This window comes from Candidatus Poriferisocius sp., assembly GCF_965208475.1.
Taxonomy (GTDB): Bacteria; Actinomycetota; Acidimicrobiia; order Acidimicrobiales; family Bin134; genus Poriferisocius.
On the sequence record NZ_OZ242338.1, the window covers coordinates 874575 to 895296 of the forward strand.

The 20722-nt window shown below is 63.6% G+C and carries 14 protein-coding genes; 5 read left to right on the plus strand and 9 right to left on the minus strand.

The genetic code is table 11. The features are described 5' to 3' along the window. Positions 1 to 111: 111 nt before the first annotated feature. Complete coding sequence (locus tag ACOGXA_RS04110; RefSeq protein WP_419926011.1) at positions 112 to 2463, plus strand: CaiB/BaiF CoA transferase family protein; 2352 nt, start codon at positions 112 to 114, stop codon at positions 2461 to 2463. Here ACOGXA_RS04110 and ACOGXA_RS04115 read toward each other — a convergent pair. The 5 genes from ACOGXA_RS04115 to ilvB form a co-directional block, all read right to left on the minus strand. Continuing rightward, positions 2460 to 4031, minus strand: coding sequence for a hypothetical protein (locus ACOGXA_RS04115; RefSeq protein ID WP_419926012.1), 1572 nt, complete (start codon positions 4029 to 4031; stop codon positions 2460 to 2462). The genes ACOGXA_RS04110 and ACOGXA_RS04115 overlap by 4 nt on opposite strands. A gap of 43 nt (positions 4032 to 4074) precedes the next feature. Next, complete coding sequence (locus ACOGXA_RS04120; protein ID WP_419926013.1) at positions 4075 to 5388, minus strand: bifunctional o-acetylhomoserine/o-acetylserine sulfhydrylase; 1314 nt, start codon at positions 5386 to 5388, stop codon at positions 4075 to 4077. 74 nt (positions 5389 to 5462) lie between these two features. Continuing rightward, positions 5463 to 6500 (minus strand): ketol-acid reductoisomerase, encoded by a 1038-nt coding sequence (ilvC, locus tag ACOGXA_RS04125; protein ID WP_419926014.1) that lies wholly within the window; start codon positions 6498 to 6500, stop codon positions 5463 to 5465. Positions 6501 to 6527: 27 nt separating this feature from the next. Next, positions 6528 to 7061, minus strand: a complete 534-nt coding sequence (ilvN, locus tag ACOGXA_RS04130; protein ID WP_419926015.1) for an acetolactate synthase small subunit — start codon at positions 7059 to 7061, stop codon at positions 6528 to 6530. After that, positions 7058 to 8797, minus strand: a complete 1740-nt coding sequence (gene ilvB / locus ACOGXA_RS04135; protein WP_419926016.1) for a biosynthetic-type acetolactate synthase large subunit — start codon at positions 8795 to 8797, stop codon at positions 7058 to 7060. The genes ilvN and ilvB overlap by 4 nt, the downstream gene beginning before the upstream one ends. 218 nt (positions 8798 to 9015) lie before the next feature. On the opposite strand from ilvB, the gene ACOGXA_RS04140 reads away from it, so the two are divergent. Then, the gene (locus tag ACOGXA_RS04140; RefSeq protein WP_419926017.1) at positions 9016 to 9579 is read left to right on the plus strand and encodes a nicotinate-nicotinamide nucleotide adenylyltransferase; all 564 of its coding nucleotides are present in this window, start codon (positions 9016 to 9018) and stop codon (positions 9577 to 9579) included. Between the two features lie 7 nt (positions 9580 to 9586). Here ACOGXA_RS04140 and ilvD read toward each other — a convergent pair whose 3' ends face one another. Then, entirely contained in the window at positions 9587 to 11263 is a 1677-nt protein-coding gene (ilvD, locus tag ACOGXA_RS04145) for a dihydroxy-acid dehydratase (protein ID WP_419926018.1), read from the minus strand. 42 nt (positions 11264 to 11305) lie between these two features. Between ilvD and ACOGXA_RS04150 the strand changes: the two genes are divergently transcribed. Continuing rightward, complete coding sequence (locus ACOGXA_RS04150; protein ID WP_419926019.1) at positions 11306 to 12622, plus strand: MATE family efflux transporter; 1317 nt, start codon at positions 11306 to 11308, stop codon at positions 12620 to 12622. Between the two features lie 132 nt (positions 12623 to 12754). On the opposite strand, the gene ACOGXA_RS04155 is transcribed toward ACOGXA_RS04150, so the two are convergent. Together ACOGXA_RS04155 and ACOGXA_RS04160 are read right to left on the minus strand one after the other, a co-directional pair. After that, the gene (locus ACOGXA_RS04155) at positions 12755 to 14050 is read right to left on the minus strand and encodes a DUF222 domain-containing protein (RefSeq protein WP_419926020.1); all 1296 of its coding nucleotides are present in this window, start codon (positions 14048 to 14050) and stop codon (positions 12755 to 12757) included. 115 nt (positions 14051 to 14165) lie between these two features. After that, positions 14166 to 15335 carry an ATP-binding protein gene (locus ACOGXA_RS04160; protein ID WP_419926021.1) on the minus strand — a complete coding sequence of 390 codons (1170 nt, stop codon included), beginning with the start codon at positions 15333 to 15335 and terminating at the stop codon, positions 14166 to 14168. 371 nt (positions 15336 to 15706) lie between these two features. Here ACOGXA_RS04160 and ACOGXA_RS04165 point away from each other — a divergent pair, with 371 nt between their 5' ends. Then, the gene (locus ACOGXA_RS04165) at positions 15707 to 18538 is read left to right on the plus strand and encodes a hypothetical protein (RefSeq protein ID WP_419926022.1); all 2832 of its coding nucleotides are present in this window, start codon (positions 15707 to 15709) and stop codon (positions 18536 to 18538) included. A gap of 113 nt (positions 18539 to 18651) precedes the next feature. Next, a complete protein-coding gene (locus ACOGXA_RS04170) occupies positions 18652 to 19761 on the plus strand; it encodes a three-Cys-motif partner protein TcmP (RefSeq protein ID WP_419926023.1) in 1110 nt (369 codons plus the stop codon). Here ACOGXA_RS04170 and ACOGXA_RS04175 read toward each other — a convergent pair. Next, the gene (locus ACOGXA_RS04175; RefSeq protein ID WP_419926024.1) at positions 19740 to 20588 is read right to left on the minus strand and encodes a DUF5131 family protein; all 849 of its coding nucleotides are present in this window, start codon (positions 20586 to 20588) and stop codon (positions 19740 to 19742) included. The genes ACOGXA_RS04170 and ACOGXA_RS04175 overlap by 22 nt on opposite strands. Positions 20589 to 20722 lie beyond the last annotated feature (134 nt).

The following is a 20722-nucleotide window of genomic DNA, read 5'->3' on the forward strand; positions in this document are numbered from 1 at the left end:
AACCGCTTGTCATGAATGGTTCACCGGCACCCAGTTCACTGGCGTGGGTACCTGATGCCCGTGCTGAGTAACCTGCCGGGCGATGCCCTGCGCTGAGCCCCTGAGCCCGCGATGATCCTCCAGCACCTGCGGGTCGTCGAGGTGGGCGGTGGCATATCGGCCTCCTATGCGGGCAAGCTGTTGGCCGACGCCGGGGCCGACGTGATCAAGATTGAGCCCCCTGGGGGCGAGCCTCTGCGCCGGTGGTCGGCGTCAGGCGCGGAACTGGGCGATAAAGACGGCCCGCTGTTCCAGTTTCTCAACACTTCCAAGCGCTCGGTGACCGGCGACCCAACCGATCCGGCCACGGCTGATCTGCTGGTCAGCGCCGACATCCTCATCGATTCCACCGACCAAGGGCTGCCTCCCGCAACCATCGACACCGCCCGCCGGGCCAACCCCGCCCTGGTGTTGGTGTCGATCTCCCCCTGGGGGCGCACCGGACCCTACGCCCACCGGCCGGCCACCGAGTTCACCCTCCAGGCCGAGTGCGGGGGCATCGGCAAGCGAGGCAATCCAGAGCGACCACCGGTGCAGGCCGGAGGTGCCATCGGCGAATGGACCGCGGCAATCTACGCCGGCGCGGGAGCGCTGGCTGCCGCCCGAGCCGCCGGGCGCAGCGGTCGGGGCGATCACGTGGACGTGTCCATGTTCGAGACGATGGTCATGACCATGAACACCTACGCGTGGATATCCGGCCTGTTCGCCGGCGACACCACCCCCGAACGGCCCGGGCGCACGGTGGAGCTGCCCTCCATCGAGCCCACCGCCGACGGCCACGTGGGCTTTTGCACGGTGGCCCGCCAGCAGTTCCTGGACTTCCTGGTGATGATCGACCGTCCTGATTGGCTGGAGGACGAGGAGATGTGCGGCTACGGCGGCCGCTGGAAGCGGCGGGACGAGTTCCGAGCTGCCATGCACGCCTGGACCACCCAGCGGACCACCGCTGAGGTGATCGCCGAAGCGTCGGCCCGGCGCATCCCGGTGGCCCCCATCGGGAACGGGGCCACCGTGCCGACTCTGGAGGCGTTTTCCGGTCGGGACGCATTCACCGTCAACCCGTCGGGTGGCTTCACCCAGCCGGCCGTCCCCTACCGGCTGCACGGAGCACCCACCCGGCCCTTCGAGCCGGTGCCCGCTGCGGGAGAGCACACCGGCCAGATCGAGGCCCATGCCGCCCAGCCCAACCGGGGCGAACCCGCTGCTCTCCCCTTGGAGGGAGTGCGGGTCATCGACTTCACCGCCTGGTGGGCCGGCCCCATCGCCAGCCATTCCCTGGCCCTTCTGGGCGCCGACGTGGTCAAGGTCGAGTCGGTTCAGCGACCCGATGGAATGCGCTTCGCCTCCGCCCGCCCGCCCAGCGTGGACCAGTGGTGGGATTGGGGCATGGTCTTCCACGGATCCAACACCAACAAACGGGGGATCACCCTCGACCTCCGCTCCCCCGAGGGAGTGGCAGTGGCCGAGGAGCTCATCGCCGATGCCGATGTGGTGATCGAGAACTTCACCCCCCGGGTGATGGAGGGCTTCGGCCTCACTTGGGAGCGGCTGTCGGCCCTCAATCCGAGGCTGATCATGACGCGGATGCCCGCCTTCGGCCTCGACGGCGCCTGGCGGAACAACACCGGGTTCGCCCAGACCATGGAGCAGCTCACCGGGATGGCCGCCATCACCGGGTATCCCGACGAGGACCCCCAGATTCCCCGAGGGCCGTGCGACCCGCTGGCCGGCATGCACGCGGTGTTCGCCACCCTCGCCGCGTTGGAGGAAAGAGACCGCACCGGCCGGGGCCGACTGGTGGAGGTGACCATGGTGGCCGCCGCCCTCAATGCCGCCGCCGAGCAGCTAGTGGAGTACTCGGCCCTCGGCCGCCAACCCCCCCGTGAGGGCAACCGGAGCCCGCGGGCCGCCCCCCAAGGCGTATACCCCGCGGCCGGTTTCGAGCGCTGGGTGGCCGTGTCGGTGGCCGACGACCACCAGTGGGAGGCCCTCTGCCGCTTGCTCGACCGCCCCGACTGGGGCGACTACGGCACCGCCGACCAGCGACGGGCTGCCGCCGACGCCATCGATGCCGGGCTGGCCGAGTGGATAGCCCCTCAAACCGACGCTGACGCGGTGGCGCAACTGCTCGACGCCGGGATCCCGGCCAGCGTGGTGGTACTCGGCGCCGAGGTCGGCAGCCATCCCCAGCTTCTCCAGCGCTCGTTCATCGAGCCAATCGACCACCCGGTGTGCGGCAAGGTCCCCGCCGCCAGCCTGCCGTTCCGGTTCGAGTCGGCGCCAGACGGCTGGGTCCGGATCCCCGCGCCCACCCTGGGCCAGCACAACCGCGAGGTGCTGGGCGGTGAACTGGGCCTGACCGATGAGGAGCTGGCCGAATTGGAGGCCAGAGCCATAATCGGCACCCGCCCCGCTGGGCTCTAGCGCGTCCCAGATGGCTCGGCGGGACCGGGACCGCTGGGATCCATCCCCAGCGTGGCCGAGGCGGTGAGCTCCACCAGGTTGTCGGCGTCGCAGTCCATGGTGCCCTGGGTGAGGGGGTGGCGGCGGATCCAGCCGCCCGGAGTGGGAGTCATCAGCACGAAGCAGGGCGAGGGGATGCCCTCGGCAGGGTTGGTCGGGCCGTGCAGGCCGCGGCCGTCCCATTCGGTGATGGTGCCCGCGGCCTCGATCACCAGCTCCCGGGTCAGCCCGCCGCCGCTGGTGAACATGGCCTGATTGACCGCCTGCTCGAACAACAGGGCCGACGCCCAGCTGGACAGGCCGATCAGCTCCAGCCCGGCCTCCGGGTCGCCATCAGGGTCGACCTGGGTCAGGTAGAACAGATACTCCACCAAAGCGGCGTTCTCACCCGACTCCTCGAACGGGAGCATCCCGATACTCACCCAGATGTTCGATCCCAGCTCCCCCACCTCGTTGGCCCAACTACGGGAGTAGCAGTCCATCGGGCAGTGGACAAAGGTCAGATCCCTCGGAAACCCCTCCTGCTCCGGCTCTGGCTCTGGCTCCCCCTCCGGCTCTGGCTCTGGTTCTGGCTCATCCTCATCGCTTGGGGGCTCCTCCTCAGGGTCCCCAGGGGTCTGTTCGTCTGGCTCCTCGGCCGCAGCGGGAGGCAGCGGCAGCTGTGCTATCAGCTCGGCCCGGGCCTCGAGCAGTTCAAGAAGCCGGCGGCTGTCCGCCGACCAGGAGATCGCCCGGACCTCTTCCTCCAGCAGCGCTACCGCTATTGCCCCGTAGTCCTCGTTGATGTCAGCGGAGGTCTGGAAGGTGAAGGTGAATCCCCCCTCGGTGGCCGCCTCGATCTCCCGCTCGGCCCGGTAGAAGGACATCGGCAGATCCAGAACCACTGTGCCCACCGCGGCGGCGGCCAAGGGGAACTGCTCGCTCAGGAACTGGGCCGGGCCGGCTTGCCACCGATCGCTGGAGATGGGATTGGACACGAAGGTGACCGGCGAGTCGCGCCGGGCCGGGCTCAACGCGGCTGCCGGGAAGTCGGGCAGGCGACAGGAATCGTCGTTCAAGATGTCAACCCCGTCGCCGTCGAACAACGCGTAGGAGCCCACCAGGGCGAAGATGTCGCCCCGGCACGCCTGCTGGATGGCGGCCCGGTGGTCGAACACGCTGGCGTCTATGAGGACGACCTCCACATCACGACCCCCGAGGCCCCCGCTGTCGTTCACCGACTGGGCCCAAGCCCGCATGGCCAGCCAGGCCGCCTCGCTGCCGTCGGTGACCACATTGCCGTCACTGCCGTCGGCGATGACCCCGATTCGGATCACCTCCTCGCCGATGCCTGGAATGACCGGTGCCGCGGTCGGCCCCGGTGCCGCGGTGGCGGTGATCTCCGGGGTGGGGGTGGCGGTGGACAGAACGGGCGAGGACACCTCCGGCCCCTGCAAATCGGGCTCTACGCAGGCCGCGGCAACCAATACCAGAGCCGTGGCCAAGGCCAGCGGTGCCGAGGCTTTCTTGAGCAGGCGGGCGGGCTGCACGCCCTAATGGTCGCGCGTCTTCAGTGTCGCGCGGGCCGCGGGATCAGGCCTGGGCGGCCGCGAAGCCCTGCTCCAGGTCGGAGATGATGTCGTCCACCGTCTCCAAGCCGACCGACAACCGCACGAGTCCGGGGTACACCCCGGTGCTGATCTGCTCGGCTTCGGTGAGCTGCGAATGGGTGGTGGACGCCGGGTGGATCACCAGGCTGCGCACATCGCCGATGTTGGCCACGTGGCTGTGCAGGGTGAGCGCATTCACGAACTTCTCGCCGGCCTCACGTCCGCCCTTGATGTGGAAGGCGGGCACCGAGCCGTAGCCCTTGCCGCCGGTGTAGCGGCTTATCCGCTCGTGCCACGGGCTGGACGACAGCCCCCCGAACTGCACCGATTCCACCTGGTCGTGGCCGTCCAGATATTCGACCACCGCCTCGGCATTGGAGCAGTGCCGTTCCATGCGGATGCTGAGCGTCTCGAGGCCTTGCAGGAAGTAGAAGGCGTTCTGCGGGGAGATGGCTGCTCCGATGTCCCGAAGCAGTTGCACCCGAGCCTTGATGATGAATGAGCCGTGTCCCAGCGCCGGCCAGAAGGCCAATCCGTGATAGCTGGGGTCGGGCTCGGTGAAGTTGGGGAAACGGCCGCTGGCCCCGTAATCGAAGGTGCCGCCGTCGACGATGACCCCCCCGATGGAGTTGCCGTGGCCGCCGATGAACTTGGTCATGGAGTGCACCACGATGTCGGCGCCGTGGGCCAGCGGCTGGATCAGGTAGGGAGACGGCACCGTGTTGTCCACCATCAGGGGGATGCCCTCGGCATGTCCCACTGCGGCGACGCCCTCGATGTCGAGGCAGTCGTTCTTGGGGTTGCCGATGGTCTCGGCGTAGAGCACCTTGGTGTTCTCCCGGATGGCGTTCTTCCAGGCGCCCAAGTCGTCGGGGTCCTCGATGAACGACACCTCGATGCCCATCTTGGGCAGGGTGTAGTGAAGAAGGTTGTAGGTGCCGCCGTACAACGACGCGGAGGACACAACATGGTCGCCCGACTCGGCCAGGTTCAAGATGGCCAGCGTCTCTGCCGCCTGCCCCGATGCCATGGCCAGCGCGCCGGGGATCCCGATGGCGGTCTCAGTCCCGCCTTCAAGCGCGGAGAGCCGGGCCTCCAGCACCATCTGGGTGGGATTCATGATGCGGGTGTAGATGTTGCCCACCTCGGCCAGCCCGAACAGCGCGGCGGCGTGCTCGGTATCGCGGAACACATAGGAGGTGGTCTGATAGATGGGCACGGCCCGGGCCCCGGTGGCCGGATCGGGCTCCTGCCCGGCATGGATCTGTTTGGTCTCGAAACCCCAGTTGTCGCTCACGGCTCTTCTCTCTTTCTCTCAGAGTTGCCGGGTAGATACTACTGAAATACTGGCTACCGGCAGCTATCGGGGAGCTACCCCTTCCCCTGCCCGCCGGACACGTCGGCCACGCTCTGGCGGCCCTCGGAGATCCACGGCATCATGGCCCGCAGCTCCGCTCCCACCTGCTCGATGGGGTGCTTTTGGCCCTCGGCCTCCAGCCGCAAGAAGTTGGGCCGGCCGTTGCGGCTCTCCCCCATCCACTCCTCGGCGAACGACCCGCTCTGGATCTCGCTCAGGATCCTCTTCATCTCCGCTCGGGTGTCCTGGTTGATGATCCGGTCGCCCCGGCTCAGATCTCCGTACTCGGCGGTGTCGGAGATGGAGTAGCGCATCCCGCCGATCCCCTCCTCGTACATGAGGTCGACGATCAGCTTCAGCTCGTGGAGGCATTCGAAGTAGGCCACCTCAGGCTGGTATCCCGCCTCGCACAGAGTCTCGAACGCCGCGGTTACCAGCGAGGTGAGCCCGCCGCACAGCACCACCTGCTCACCGAACAAGTCGGTCTCGCACTCCTCGGCGAAGGTGGTCTCGATCACCCCGGCCCGGGCCCCGCCGATGGCGTCGGCATAGGCTAGGGCCAGCTCCCGGGCGGCGCCGGTGGCATCTTGTCCAACCGCGATCAGGCACGGCACCCCGCCGCCCTCCACGTAGGTGCGCCGCACCAGATGGCCAGGGCCCTTGGGGGCCACCATGGCCACGTCCACCCCGGCGGGGGCGGAGATGAAGTCGAACCGCACGTTGAACCCGTGGGCGAAGAACAGCGCGTCGCCCGCCTGGAGGTGGGGCTCGATATGGGCCTGGTAGATGTCTCCCTGCTCGGTGTCGGGCAGAAGCAGCATGATGACATCGGCCTCGTCCGAAGCCTGCGCAATCGACATCACCCGCAGGCCGGCCTCAGCGGCCTTGGCCGCCGATGACGATCCCTCGCGCAGCCCGACCCGCACGTCGACCCCTGAGTCTCTCAGGTTCAGGGCGTGGGCGTGGCCCTGAGAGCCGTATCCCAAGATCGCCACCTTGCGGTCGGCGATGTGGGAGCGGTCGGCGTCCTTCTCGTACATCACGGTTGCCATTTGCTGTCCTTGGTTGTTTGAGGGCCGTCAGGGGGCCAGGGGGTCGGGGGCGGTCTTCGCCAGCTTCGGCAGCGCTACCTTGCCGGTCCGCTGAACGTCAACAATCCCATAGGGTCGCAGAAGGTCCTCGAAGTCATCCACTCGGCTGGGCGATCCGGTGAGCGACACCATGATCTCGTCGTAGCCGACGTTCAACACGGTGGCCTGGAAAATCCTCACCAAGTCCAAGATCTGGCCCCGAATGGCGGGATCGGCCCGGACGGTGACCATCATCAGCTCCCGCTCCACGCTGGCCGCGGGGTTCAGCTCCCGGATTTCCACCACGTTGACCAGCTTGTCGAGCTGCTTCACCACCTGTTCCATGGGGGCGGCGTCGACCCCCACCACGATGGTGAGCCGGCTGAACCGCTCGTCGTCGGTGGGGGCCACCGCCAGCGACTCGATGTTGAACCCCCGTCGGGCGAACAGCCCGGCCACCCGGGCCAGCACGCCGGCCTTGTTCTCCACCCGCACCACCAGAGTGGTGGTGCCGCCCCCGTTCGGTCCGGCTGACGCGCTCATCGGGGGCGATCCTGCTGGGAGGGATCGACCACCACGTCGCTGTTCGACATGCCGGCGGGGACCATCGGGTACACATTCTCGCCCGCCTCGCAGCGGAACTCGACCACCACCGGGCGGTCGTCTACCTCATTGGCCTGCTCGATGGCCGGACCGACCTCCTCGGGCGACTCCACCCGGAGCCCGACACAGCCCAGGGCCTCAGCCCACAGCTTGTAGTCGGGCACGTCGCGGGTCAGGTACACCTCGGAATAGCGCTCCTCATAGAACATCTCCTGCCATTGGCGGACCATGCCCAGATAGGCGTTGTTGATCAGGGCCACCTTGATGGGGAACCCCTCGGTGGCCGCGGTGACCAGCTCTTGGGCAGTCATCTGGAAGCAGCCGTCGCCGTCCACCGCCCACACCATGGCTTCGGGGCGGCCCGCTTTGGCCCCGATGGCCGCGGGGATGGCGAAACCCATGGTGCCCAGCCCTCCCGAGTTCACCCAGGTATAGGGGTGGTTGAACTTCCAATACTGGCTGGTCCACATCTGATGCTGGCCCACGCCTGAGGCCACGATGGTGTCGTCGGGGGTGGCGTCGCGCAACTGCTCCAGAACGAACTGCGGCTTCAGCAGCTCATCGTCCTTCGAGTGCTCATAGGTCAGCGGGAACCGCTCCTGCCATCCGCTGATGCGGGACCTCCACGGATTCCGGTCGGCTTGGGCCTCGCTCCCGCCCAGCTCTCCCAGGGCTTTGACCATATCCTCGATCACCAACCGGCAGTCGCCCTGAATGGCCACATCCGGGCGGCGCACCTTGCCCAACTCGGCGCTGTCGATATCCACGTGGATGATCTTGGCCAGGGGGGCGAACCCGGCCACTTTGCCGGTGACCCGGTCGTCGAAGCGGGCGCCTAGTGCGATGAGCAGGTCGGCCTCTTGCATGGCGGTAACCGCGGTGTAGTTGCCGTGCATGCCGGGCATGCCCAAGCAAAGCGGATGGTCGTCGGGGAACCCGCCTCGGTTCATCAGCGTGGTGACCACGGGGGTGCCGGTGAGCTCGGCCAACTCCAACAGGGCCTCGGCGGCCCGGGCCTTCAAGATTCCGCCTCCGCTGTAGATCACCGGGCGCTCGGACTCGCAGATCAGCTTGGCCGCCTGGCGGACCAACTCGGCGTCGCCGGCGCGGTTGGGCCGGTAGCCGGGCAGGTCGTGGCTGTCGGGGGTGTACCACTCCATCGCCGAGCGGGGGTTGTTGGGGTCGACGATGTCTTTGGGGATGTCCACCAGCACCGGGCCGGGTCGGCCGGTGGTGGCGATGTGGAAGGCGTCGTGAATCACCTGCGGGATGTCGGCCGCCTCGGTCACCAGGTAGTTGTGCTTGGTCACCGACATGGTTATCCCGGTGGTGTCGCACTCCTGGAAGGCATCGGTGCCGATGGCCGCGTAGGGAACCTGGCCGGTGACCACCACCATGGGAATCGAGTCCATGTAGGCGTCGCACAGCGGGGTGACGATGTTGGTGGCCGCCGGTCCCGAGGTGACCATGGCCACGCCGGGGCGCCCGGTGGCGTGGGCGTACCCCTCGGCCATGTGGCCGGCGCCCTGCTCGTGGCGCACCAGCACATGGCGGATGGACGAGTCGATCAGCGGGTCGTACACCGGCAGGATGGCCCCGCCGGGCAGCCCGAACAAGATGTCCACCCCCTCGTCCTCGAGGGCCTTCATCAGGGCTTGTCCGCCGTTCATATTCATGTTTGGCAACCGTTCACTTTGACTTCCACCATGATCTTCCTGTTGGGATCAACCTTTCGGGCTTGTCCTAAAAGGAAAGACCTCCCAGCGAGGGAGGTCGGAAGCGCTCGGTCTCCGGGTCGGCCGGGACCGTGCGCTATAGGCGTACTACGAGAATCGCCCCGGGGTGGGGATGGCGCTTCATAGGATCACACCAGTATGAACGCTGAGGCCTCCCGGTGACAAGACGGTTAGGGGTGTATCCCGGCTCGTTCAACCCGCCCACCATCGGGCACCTGGCCATCGCGCGGGCGGCGCTGCACCAGCGGGGGCTTGACCGGGTGGACCTCATGGTGTCACGGGTGGCGCTGGGCAAAGAGCTGGTGGACCGACCGGCCTTCGATGATCGCATCGCAGTGCTGGAAGCATCGGTGGCCGACATCGACGGGTTGGAGGTGGCGGTGACCGATCACCAGCTCCTAGCGGACATCGCCCGGGGGTACGATGTGGTGGTCATGGGGGCCGACAAGTGGGCCCAAGTGCTGGATCCGGCGTTCTACGGCCACTCAGAGCAGTCCCGCGACCAGGCGGTTGACGCCCTCTCCCAGTTGGAATTGGCCATCGCTCCCCGACCTCCGTTCGAGGTGCCGTCTGGCGCCGAGCTGTTTGTCGACGCCGAATTGGGGCCGGTGTCCTCAAGCGGCGCCCGCCAGGGACGGCCGGATTGGATGACCGCCGCGGCCCGGGCCTTCGACGAAGCCACCGGCGCCTGGTCCGACCCCGATCTCTCTGGGCGGCCCTAGAGGCTGCTCAAGCCTCGGTGATGGCGCCCTTTTCGGCGCCTTGAGCCAGGCGGGCGTATTTGGCCAGCACGCCTTTGGTGTAGCGGGGCTCGGGGGGCTTCCAGTTGGCCCGGCGCTCGGCGAGGGCGACCTCGTCCACCAGCAGGTCGATGGAGTGGTCCCGCACGTCTATCCGAATCCGGTCGCCCTCGGCCACCAGCGCGATCGGCCCTCCTTCGGCGGCCTCGGGGGCAATGTGGCCCACACAGAACCCGTGGGTGCCCCCGGAGAACCGGCCGTCGGTCACCAAGGCGGCGTCGCCCCCGCGGCCCGCGCCCTTCATCGCCCCGGTGATGGCCAGCATCTCCCTCATGCCAGGACCTCCCTTAGGGCCCTCGTAGCGGATCACAACGATGTCGCCGGCCTCGATGCTCCCGTTCAGCACTGCATCCATGGCCGCGTCCTCCCCGTCGAACACCCGGGCCCGGCCCTCGAAGTGGTCGAAGTCGATGCCGGCCACCTTCAACACCGCCCCGTTGGGGGCCAGCGACCCGGTCAGCACCGCGATGCCGCCGATGTCGTGGATCGGTTCACCGAAGCGGCGGATCACCTCCCCGTCGGGTCCGGGCGGGTCGAGCAGAGCCAGGTTCTCGGCCATGGTCTTGCCGGTCACGGTGACCTCGTCGCCGTGCAGCAGGCCCTCATCCAGCAGCATCTTCAGCACCACCGGGACGCCGCCGATGCGGTCGATGTCGGCCATGTGGTACTGCCCGTGGGGCTTGGTGTCGGCCAGATGGGGAACCCTGGCGGCCACCCGGTTGAAGTCGTCGAGCTCCAACTCCACCTCGGCCTCCCAAGCGATGGCCAGCAGGTGCAGCACCGCGTTGGTAGACCCGCCCAGAGCCATCGTCACCGCGATGGCGTTCTCGAACGCCGCTTTGGTCATTATGGCGCGGGGCCGGATGTTCTCCCGCAAGAGTCCGATCACCGCGGTGCCGCTGGCATAGCTGTAGTCGTCGCGGCGGCGGTCGACCGCGGCGGCCGATGCGCTGCCCGGCAAAGACATGCCCAGAGCCTCTCCGATCGAGGCCATGGTGTTGGCGGTGAACATTCCGGCGCACGAGCCCTCGGTGGGGCAGGCGTTGCGCTCAATGGCGTCGAGTTCTTCGTCGTCGATGTCGCCCACCGCGTGAGCACCCACCGCCTCGAACACGCTCACGATGTCGAGCACTTGTCCGTTGTGCTGTCCGGGGAGAATCGACCCGCCGTACACGAACACCGACGGCAGATTGAGGCGGGCCGCGGCCATCAGCATGCCGGGGAGCGACTTGTCGCAGCCTGCGAAGCTGACGAAGGCGTCCAACCGCTCAGCGTGCATCACCGCCTCCACCGAGTCGGCGATGATCTCCCGGCTCACCAGCGAGGCCCGCATCCCTTCGTGTCCCATGGAGATGCCATCGGATACTGCGATGGTGTTGAACTCGATGGGAAAGCCGCCGGCGTCGCGCACCCCCTGCTTGGCCCGCTTGGCCAGCCGGTCCAGCGGCAGGTTGCAGGGGGTCACCTCGTTCCACGACGACGCCACCCCTACCTGGGCCTTGTCCCAGTCGTCGTCGGTCATGCCCACGGCTCGGAGCATGGCCCTGGCCGGCGCCCGCCCCGCTCCGGAAGTGACCTCGTGGGAACGTGGCTTCATATCGCTCATGGCGACAGGCTATCCAGTGGCATGGCGCGGATCAGAGGGCTAGTGGGATTGCACAAATCGCCCTACGATCGGGAGATCGCCCGGCTGGCGGTACCCGCCCTCGGAGCGCTGATCGCCGAGCCGCTCTACACCCTGGCCGACACCGCCGTGGTCGGACATCTTGGCACCCCCCACCTCGGCGGGCTGGCAGTGGCTTCCCAGGTATTGCTGGGGGCGCTGTCGCTGTTCATCTTCCTGGCCTATGGGACCACCGCCGCGGTGGGACGGCTCATCGGCGCCGGAGACCACCGCCGGGCCGCCCAGCAGGCGGTGCAGGGGCTGTGGCTGGCCGCGGCGGTAGGAGCGGTGCTGGCCGTGGCCGCTTATGTCCTCGCCGATCCCCTGCTAAGAGTTCTGGGCGCCGACGGAGAGGTGCTGGCCCAAGGCCGGATCTACCTGCGCATCAGCCTCTTCGGCCTGCCGGGAATGCTCATCACCCTGGCCGGGGTGGGCTACCTGCGCGGGCTCCAAGACACGATGCGCCCGCTGAAGGTGGCGGTGGTCACCGCCGGGCTGAACCTCGTGTTGGAGCTGCTGTTGATTTATGGGCTCGGCTTCGGGATAGGGGCCTCGGCTCTGTCCACTGTGGTTGCCCAATGGCTGGCGGCCGGGGCCTACGTGTGGTGGATCCGAGAGGCGGTGAAAGCACACGGGGTGACCATGGCTCCTGACCGATCCATCATCGCCCAGTTGGCCGTGGTGGGATTGGACCTGTTCCTGAGGACTGCGGCCCTTCGAGCTTCGTTCACCATGTCGGTGGCGGTGGCCGCCCGTCTGGGCGATGTCGATCTGGCCGCTCATGAGGTTGTCTACCAACTCATGTTCTTCGTGGCCCTAGCCCTCGACGCGGTGGCCATCGCCGGACAGGCCATGATCGGGCGTCTCCTGGGCGCCGGCGAGTTGGAGCAGGCCCGGGCCGCGGGACGGCGCATGATCGAGTGGGGACTGGCTTCGGGCTTGACGGCCACCGTGGTACTGCTGGCCGGCAGGCCGTGGCTGCCGCTGGTGTTCTCCAACGATGAGGCGGTGCTGTCGCTGGTCGGATTCTTGATGTTGCACCTGGCCCTTTTGCAGCCGGTGAACGGGGTCGTGTTCGCCCTTGACGGCGTGCTGATCGGTGCCGGCGACATGCGGTTTCTGGCCAAGGCCATGACTGCCGCCGCCATGGTGTTCGTCCCCCTGGCGTGGTGGGTGATGGCCGCCGACGGGGGCATCGGCTGGCTGTGGGGCGCCATGTGGGCCCTCATGGTTGCCCGCCTGGTAGCCCTGCTCTGGCGCTTCGCCGGCCCCCGCTGGCTAGTACCCGGCGCCGTTCGCTGAAGACCTGAGCGCCTAGCAGTAAATCCCATAGCGGTCGCCAGTTCATCAGCAGGGGTCTGGGGTTAGCGTCAGAATCAAGAACCCCTGGGCGGCAGCTTGATTCTGCGATTCAGCGAACTCTGGAACGCTGTGTCAGCTCAATAGCAGCTGCTTGGAATCCCTGGGCTGCCAGTTGGTGATGCCAATTTCAGGAAAGGCGTCGGCAAGGACGTCGGGGCTGGATTGCGATTTTGCGTGGGGTGGCCCTGAGCGTGCCTGTCCAGGCGGAAGGTCGGCGTAGGGCGCTGGCGGTGGTCGTAGTTCGTAGGTGCCGTTTTGGTTTCGGTACACAACCCAGCCGTCGTCGTGGATGTTGTGGTGGCAGCTTTTGCAGACCAGCACCAGGTTGTCGATGTCGGTGGGTCCGCCCCTCAGCCATTCGTCGATGTGGTGGGCTTCGCACCAAACGGCTGATCGTCCGCAGCCGATGCAGTGCTTGTCGCGGACGATGAGCGCTGCCCGCTGGGCCTCGGTGGCCAAACGGTGTTTGCGCCCCACCCACAGCTCCTGGTTCCTGGTGTCGAACACCGTGGGCACAACCTCGGCGTTGCAGGCCAGCCGCAGAGCCTCAGACACCGGCAAAGGCGTGCCGTCGAGCAGGCGGGCATCGGCCAGCTTCTGGTTCAGCGCGTCCCAGTCGGCAGTCAGGATCAAAGTGGTTCCCTGCGGTTTGCGGTCGTCGGTGTCGGCGCAGACCAGATTCTCGAGCGCGTCGGCCATCCGCTGGTCGAACGCGATCAGATCGCCCGCGTCGCTGCCTTTCCGTTGGCGACGCACCTCATCGGCCAGCGCAGCCTCGATCCGGTTCCCCGCAACGGGGTCGAACCGGCCGTTCAAGATGAACATGCCGTCGTCAGGAGACTTGAAAAAGCTCAAAGAGCGGCGCTCCCGCTGCTTGGCCATCAACGACTTGCCGTCGTCGCCCGACATCTCATGCTGGTGGTCGCGCAACGTCTTGGAGAACGTGCCGAAATCCTCTCGGCGGGCCGCCTCCACCAGCACGGTCTCGTCGACCGGCCCCTCAGAAGCGGCCTTGGCGATCTTTTTGGCGTGAGCCTCGGGAATCTCACCGGCGCCCAGCGCATCTAGGGTCTCGGGAACCTTGGAGAGCTGAGAGGCCGTCTCCACCTCCCGGCGGGCCTGCTGCTTGGAAGCCTGAAGCTCTTCCAACACCACCCGGCGGGCCAAGCCCTCGCCTCCCCGGCTGGAATACTCAGCCAGCGTCTCCGTCTTCATCGCCGCCAGCCGAGCCTCGGCCCTCTTGATCAACCCAAGCCGCTCCCGCAACTCCGACAACGACAAAACGTCAACGTCAACCGCCTCCGGCCATACCGGCCCGGAAGGCTCGTTATCAGCCCGTCTCCCCTGCTCAAGGGGCCTAAACTCCATACATGCAAGTATACCGACCCCAGTGACAACAACCACCTGAATAAGGCCGTATAGGCGAAAATATCCTGGGAGTTATTAACTGTGACTTGAACATAGGCAATACCACTCACATTTATCAATGGGCAGCGCGCTTTATGAATTCATCGAACAGCGGGACGGTGAAGGCAGTGTCACCATGGGAAGGGCTGTAGATCATTCCCTTGGCTATCAACGCCGATCGGCGAGGTGCGACAGACGTAACCTGCACCCCCAGCACTTCAGCGATGTCTCCAGAGCGGTGGGGGCCGGGGCCCAACTCGGCCATAGCCCGCAGGTATTCGCTCTCCTTCGGTGTAAGCCGGTCGTAGCGAACTCGGAAGAAGTCCCGGTCCAGCTTGTCCACCACGCTGGCCTTTGCTGACCTGGCGTCGTCATCGGTAATCGGCGAGGCCGGTGCCGCGTTCCATGCGTGGTAGGACCATTCCTGCAAGAAGTAGGGATAGCTGCCCGACTCTTCGATTATCCTCCGCACTGCTGCTTCTTCGATCTCGACACCGAGGTCAACAGCCGGAAGCACGATCGCCGCAGCTGCGTCGTCCTCGTCCAAGCGCCCAATTTCAGGGAACTGGAACAGCCGCTCGGCATAAGTTCTGGCATTTCCCAGCAATGCAGGCACCTGAGGCAGTCCAGCTCCGGCAACGACGACCGGCAGGTCGAGTTGCACTGATCGATGCGTCGCTCCGACAACCGCGGCCAGCTCTTCGTCGGTCAGGTACTGAAGTTCGTCGATGGCCAAGAGCAATCCAGATTCGCAGGTGTCTGCTGCCTCTCCGACTGCCACCAGCAGATCGGTGAGATCCTCAGAAAACACACCAGAATCGGCTTGACCAGCCAGCGGCTCGAGACTCACGGCGACAGATGAGCCATCGGCGAAGGTATGGGTGAACGATGCAAGCACCGAGAGAGCCCGCCTCACCGCTGACAGCGCGCGGCGGGCCGCTCCCTGCTCAAGATCTAGTAGGATTCTCCTCAAACGAACAGCTAGCAGCTCGGGAAAGCCTCTGCCTTCCGAGGCTTCGATGAATCCGACCTTCACTCCTTGTTGCTCCGCGATCCGCGAGAAGCGGTTCAGGAGCACCGTCTTGCCGACTCCCCGCAAACCCAGCAGCACGCAACTCTTTCCGGGCCGCCTGTCCAAGGCCCTTCGCATGGTTATCTCAAAGTCGCCAATAAGATCGTCGCGCCCCACAAGCGCAGGAGGCGCCGATCCTGCTCCCGGCCGATAGGGATTCTCGAAACGGTCCATATCAACAGATCTTATCCAGTATTATGGAGTTTATGATAAATCAACATAATGTTAAGATACGTTCCTCCAGAACTTGCTCATCCCCGGCCCCAATCGCTGAATGACTGGGCTGGCGCGGTTGACGTCAAAGCTTGTTGCGGTGACAAAGGTGCAAGGTCAGCGCTGTGTAGCCTTCCTTTTGCCATTCTTGTTCAAGGGAGGACCTAGTGAGCACGGAGTCGCACATCACTTCGAGCATGGTCGGGCCGATGCTGCGCGCGTTGAGCCCCCGGTGGTCAGGAGACAGTTTCCGTATCGAGTCGACGCAGGTGCTAGACGGTAAGCCGTCTGACAGGCCTGACATCCTGGTCTGCCCGAAAAGCCATGCGCCTGTGATCGTCGAAGCGAAGTTCGACAACAACACAGCTGCCTTGGAGGACCAGTGCGAAGAGAGGCTTGAAGAGACAGTCGGCGGGCAGTCTGTCGAAACGGTAATAATGCTCACTTACCCCTCAGACTGGGCAAGAGAGACCGACGACGCCATTTGGGCCGCGCTGCAAGAAGAAGGCGGTGGGAGTCTGGCTTGGGCCATACTCACCCATGCTGGCCGCTTTCCGGAAGATGGGTGGATTCCGACCACTCTGCACGGACTTGCAGACATCATCGAGTTAGGCGGAGTGTCTGCCTCCCAAGTCCAAGCAGCGGCCGACGTGCTCGCTGAAACCATCAGAAAAGCTGGCAGCCGCATTGAAAACACAGGCCAGGCCACCGCTATCGCCGAACTGCTGAGACAGCACCACGATCCCGAAGCGACCCCCGCCCAGGCATCCCGCATGGCCGCAATGCTCATCGTGAACGCTTTTGTATTCCAAGACATTCTTGCCACACAGAAAGGGAGTTCCCGTTTCAATATACGGCCAGTTCAGGCGCTGCGAAGCGACCTGACGATTGGTGCGGACGGACAGGAGAGGCTTTTGCCGACCGTAGAGGCGGTGTGTTTGCAGTGGGCGCAGATACTGAAAACCAACTGGCGGCCAATCTTCGACATTGCCAAGCGCATAGTTGAGACACTGCCACCGCTGGAGGCACCGCTGATCTTAGACGAAACGGTTAGCGGCGCTCGAAGAATGCTGTCCGCCAATCTGGGAGGCGTCCAAGATATGGCAGGCCAGATGTTCGGCAAGATGGTTACCGACAGGGACTTGCTAAAGGCTCACTACACGCGGCCCGAAGCCGCTGCCTTACTGTCCGAGATGGCGGTGAAGCAACTTGATCGCCAGCGGAATTACGGCGATCCCGACACTGTCACCGCGATCCGGGTCGCCGATTTTGCCTGCGGTACGGGGATGCTGCTGTCGTCCGTGTATCGGCGCATCGCATCTAGAGTACGACGAAACGGCCTCGACGACGCTGACGTTCACAGGCAGATGATCGAAGAGTGCATCATCGGCATGGACGTTCTTCCGTCAGCGGCGCACCTCACCGCTATGGCAGTTTCAGCCGCTCACCCTGACCAGATTTATACCAAGTCCAACATTCACCTCGTGCCGTTCCGAGTCGAAACGAACACCAAGGGAATGCAGGTGGCGAAAATTGGCTCCCTGGAACTGCTGGACACCGACGTGAAGGGCACCGCGTCCTTATTCGGTAGGCAATCAGACCAACAGGTCGCTGGATCACCGGACGGCGCTGAGGGCGGCGACTTCCTGGCTGTCATTGAAAGCGGATCCTGCGACCTGGTGATAATGAACCCACCTTATGGTCGGGCGACGAAACACAGCCGAGCGTCCGCCACGCACGCTGGCCGGACTGTAGAGCTAATACCGCCGTTCGCAGCGTTCGGAGCATCACCCGAAGACCAAAGAGCCATGGCCGATCGGCTGAACAAAATCGTAAAGCGTTCACGAGGTGCTGCCCACGGGAACGCGGGGATGGGTTCCTACTTTTTCGACCTCGCACACGCCAAGGTGAAGTCTGGCGGTGTGGTGGCGCTGGTGCTGCCCCTCACCTCTGCCACAGGCAAGGACTGGAGCGGGCTCAGAAGCCTTCTCGCATCCCACTACGACGACATCGTGTTCGTCGGATTAGCAGGAGCCACCGATGACGAACGCCAATTCTCAGCCGACACTGGCATAGCCGAAACCTTGTTGATAGCAACAAGACGGCATCAGGCACGCGGGACAGACGACGAACCTGCAAGAGTGAGGTGGGCCAGCCTAGATACGAGGCCGCCTTCAGAACCCGAAGCGGTGGTCGCAGCCAGGATCATCTCTGACGAACGTTCCGAGAAAGCTTTCGCGTCATTGCGCCTCGGCCAAACCGAGATCGGGCGAGTCGTCGAGGCAGGTATCGAAGACGGCGGACTGCTCGCTGTCAAGTCTCAGACAGTGACCGAAGCGTGCTCCGGCATCGCCGTCGGAGAATTACGGCTTCAGCGCCTCGCCCCAGCGAGCTTGCCGGTTGTCCCCTTGGGCGAACTAGGTGAAAGGGGGCCATACCACCTCGACGTTGCCACTAGCCGAGACTCGCAGGGGTCGAAGGGCGACCGCGCCCCGTTCTTCATTGACGGATCAGGACCGCCAGGCAGCGATCCATTCCCGATGCTCTGGGCGCACGATGCAGTCAGCGGGCGAGAATCGTGTATAGAAACACACCCAGACAAGGCGGGGAGCATCAGAAAGGGAAAGGGCGCGACGGCTCGCCAACTATTCAAGAACTGGGCTGTGCGCCTCCACATCAACCAAGACTTTGACTTCGGGTCGCAGATGCTCGCTGCTGCAGTCACCCCGAAGAGGTCTCTGGGCGGCAGGGCATGGCCCGGTTTCAAACCGGCGAACGAGGCTCACACGGAGTTCCTTGCCCTGTGGATGAACACCACCCTCGGTCTCTTTACCTTTTGGAGCACTGGCAGCCGCCAGCAGAAAAGGAGGTCGATACACACGGTAACCAGCCTCCCTTTGCTGCCCGTGTACGACCCGCGGTCACTGAGCGTTGGCAAGGCCCAAGACGCCACCACTTTGTTCGAAGAGGCAAAGTCGTGGAAGTTGCTCCCTGCGAACCAAGCCGACGTCGACGAGAATCGGGTTTGCCTAGACCGAAGGGTCTTCTGCGGGCTACTCGGACTGCCCCTCCTATGCAATGCGACCGACGACGAGTTCATGGAAGCACTGGCCGTACTGAGAACTGCGTGGTGCGCTGAGCCACACATCGCTAGAAGGGCCTAGCGGCAGGCGCCGCTGTCCACGGACCCGCCGATTCTCCTCGTCAATTAACCCATTCCATCTCTTGGGTGGCATCCACCGCTTTCCCCGTTGGCACTGCTACCGTTTTCTCTCCCATGGCTGCTCCCCGCGACACGGTATGGACGCTTGAACCGCACACCGCGGCAAAACATGACCTTCTCAGGCACTATCTGAAGGCTTGGTATCCGATTCTCGCACGACATTCGGGACGTGTTGTCTTCCTAGACGGTTTCGCTGGACCAGGCATCTACGAAGGCAGTCAACCTGGCTCACCAATAGTCGCCATCAATACTCTTCTCGAACACAGCTACTTTCCAAATCTAAATGAATGCAACTTTGTTTTCCTATTTATCGAAAACGATAGCCAGAGACTAGACCGCCTAAAGACCGAGTTGCGTAGTTTGTATCCGCTGCCACTCAATGTGAGTGTTGAGGCGATCGAGGGAGAGTTTCAAAACGTAATTGAAGAAATACTGGGAAATCCAGCAGAAGAAGAAGCGAGACTAGCTCCGACGCTTGCATTCATTGATCCATTTGGATTTTCGGGGGTTCCAATGGATACCATTCGGCGATTTCCAAGCGCGCCAAAGTGTGAATTGATAATGATTCTAATGGTAGATCATCTCAACCGATTCAAGTCGCCCAGTTCGGTAAGGGGCCATTTTGAAACTCTTTATGGAACTGTCAACTTCGATGACGTAGAAGCTGCTGATGATGCTGTACCTGTGTTAGTTGAGAAATATAAGAATCAACTAAAGAAAGTCGCTGGCTTTTTGTTTGCGTTAGACTTCCAAATGATACGATCAGACGGCCACAATGCCTATTATATAATTTACGCTACAAAGAACATCACTGGAGTCAGAAAGTTGAAAGACGCAATGTGGACAGTTGATACTGCAGGTGGGCAGCAATTCTCAGACTTGCACTGGAATCAAGTACCTCTTTTTGCAGGGCCTAATGTAGATACTACTTTGCTCCAACAGGAACTTAGCAGGGTATTCTCAGGGGAGACCTTGGGCATCGAGAAAATTGAAGAGTACGTACTCCTCGAAACACCCTACAAAGAGTCCCACATAAAACGCATGACCTTGGCACCCTTGGAAAATGCAGGGAGACTCGCAGTAGTTGACTCTCCCGAAAAGCCCAGAACTGGTACTGTTCCACCAGGAACGAAGATATTCTTTCAACCTACATTGGGCATTTGATCCCAGGTTTTTCCCTCAAGTTCGCGACCTGCCTCACTCTTGCTGACTCGACGCATAAGGATTGGCGATCCAGGGATGAGGGTAGAGTCTGATTTCGCAACAAACGTTCCATCATTCACTACTAGGACTGCATTATCATCATCCCTCGGAGTCCATGCCCCCCATTGCTTGAAGAAGAATGCTGTATTGGTATCTATACACCTATCTCGGAGATCAAATGCCCATGAAGGATGCATGGGTCGAGCGTTTGCTCCTGATTCACCTCCAGCTATGACCCAATCTATGGCGTCAAGGCCAAGGGAATGTAATTCTCCCAGGAGAGGCTCGGCAGATACAAAGCGAATTGCTGCGGGCACTTTTCTCAGGTGGTCGACCCTAAAACAATAGCGGTCCGTCTCCACACTCACACCCATCCAAATGTTGTCGGGCCAAGAAAGGCGCGTGGAAAGTTTGAGCAGCCGTTGTGATCTCTTGGTAAGAACTTGGTACGTGTGCCGGGGCGTATCAGCCATAACCTGAAAGACATCTTCAATGAACTCATCAGGAACTTCAGGATGGAATAGATCACTCATTGAGTTCACGAAAATCACCCGTGGAGATTTCCAACGATGTGGAAGGGCTAGTTCATCCTTATGAAGCGTCAAGGCAAATCCAGGACCACTGGTTCGTGAGGCTCCATCTTCTTGATATTTCGGATTACCCATCGCCTTAAGCCGCTTGGCAAGGGTGAGCGCGTAGCAGTTGTCGCAGCCAGGCGAAAGCTGGTCACATCCCGTTGTGGGATTCCAAGTAGCCTCGGTCCACTCAATCGTTGACCGGTCGCTCACAGGCACCTCCCTCATTCATTACTGGTTTAGCGGGATACATCATAGGGAAGGGGAGCGACAGTTCACCTGTCGGGTGAATCTTCAAGGTCTATGATAGAGCAATAGTTGCAACTGCAATGACTAATCGTCGTCAA

Excerpts from the sequence above, each read along its gene's own strand:
- ilvN (WP_419926015.1), bottom strand. The coding sequence starts at position 7,061 with ATGAGCGCGTCAGCCGGACCGAACGGGGGCGGCACCACCACTCTGGTG.
- ilvD (WP_419926018.1), bottom strand. The coding sequence starts at position 11,263 with ATGAGCGATATGAAGCCACGTTCCCACGAGGTCACTTCCGGAGCGGGG.
- ACOGXA_RS04160 (WP_419926021.1), bottom strand. The coding sequence starts at position 15,335 with ATGGACCGTTTCGAGAATCCCTATCGGCCGGGAGCAGGATCGGCGCCT.
- ACOGXA_RS04170 (WP_419926023.1), top strand. The coding sequence starts at position 18,652 with ATGGCTGCTCCCCGCGACACGGTATGGACGCTTGAACCGCACACCGCG.
- ACOGXA_RS04110 (WP_419926011.1), top strand. The coding sequence starts at position 112 with ATGATCCTCCAGCACCTGCGGGTCGTCGAGGTGGGCGGTGGCATATCG.
- ACOGXA_RS04155 (WP_419926020.1), bottom strand. The coding sequence starts at position 14,050 with ATGGAGTTTAGGCCCCTTGAGCAGGGGAGACGGGCTGATAACGAGCCT.
- ilvB (WP_419926016.1), bottom strand. The coding sequence starts at position 8,797 with ATGAATATGAACGGCGGACAAGCCCTGATGAAGGCCCTCGAGGACGAG.
- ilvC (WP_419926014.1), bottom strand. The coding sequence starts at position 6,500 with ATGGCAACCGTGATGTACGAGAAGGACGCCGACCGCTCCCACATCGCC.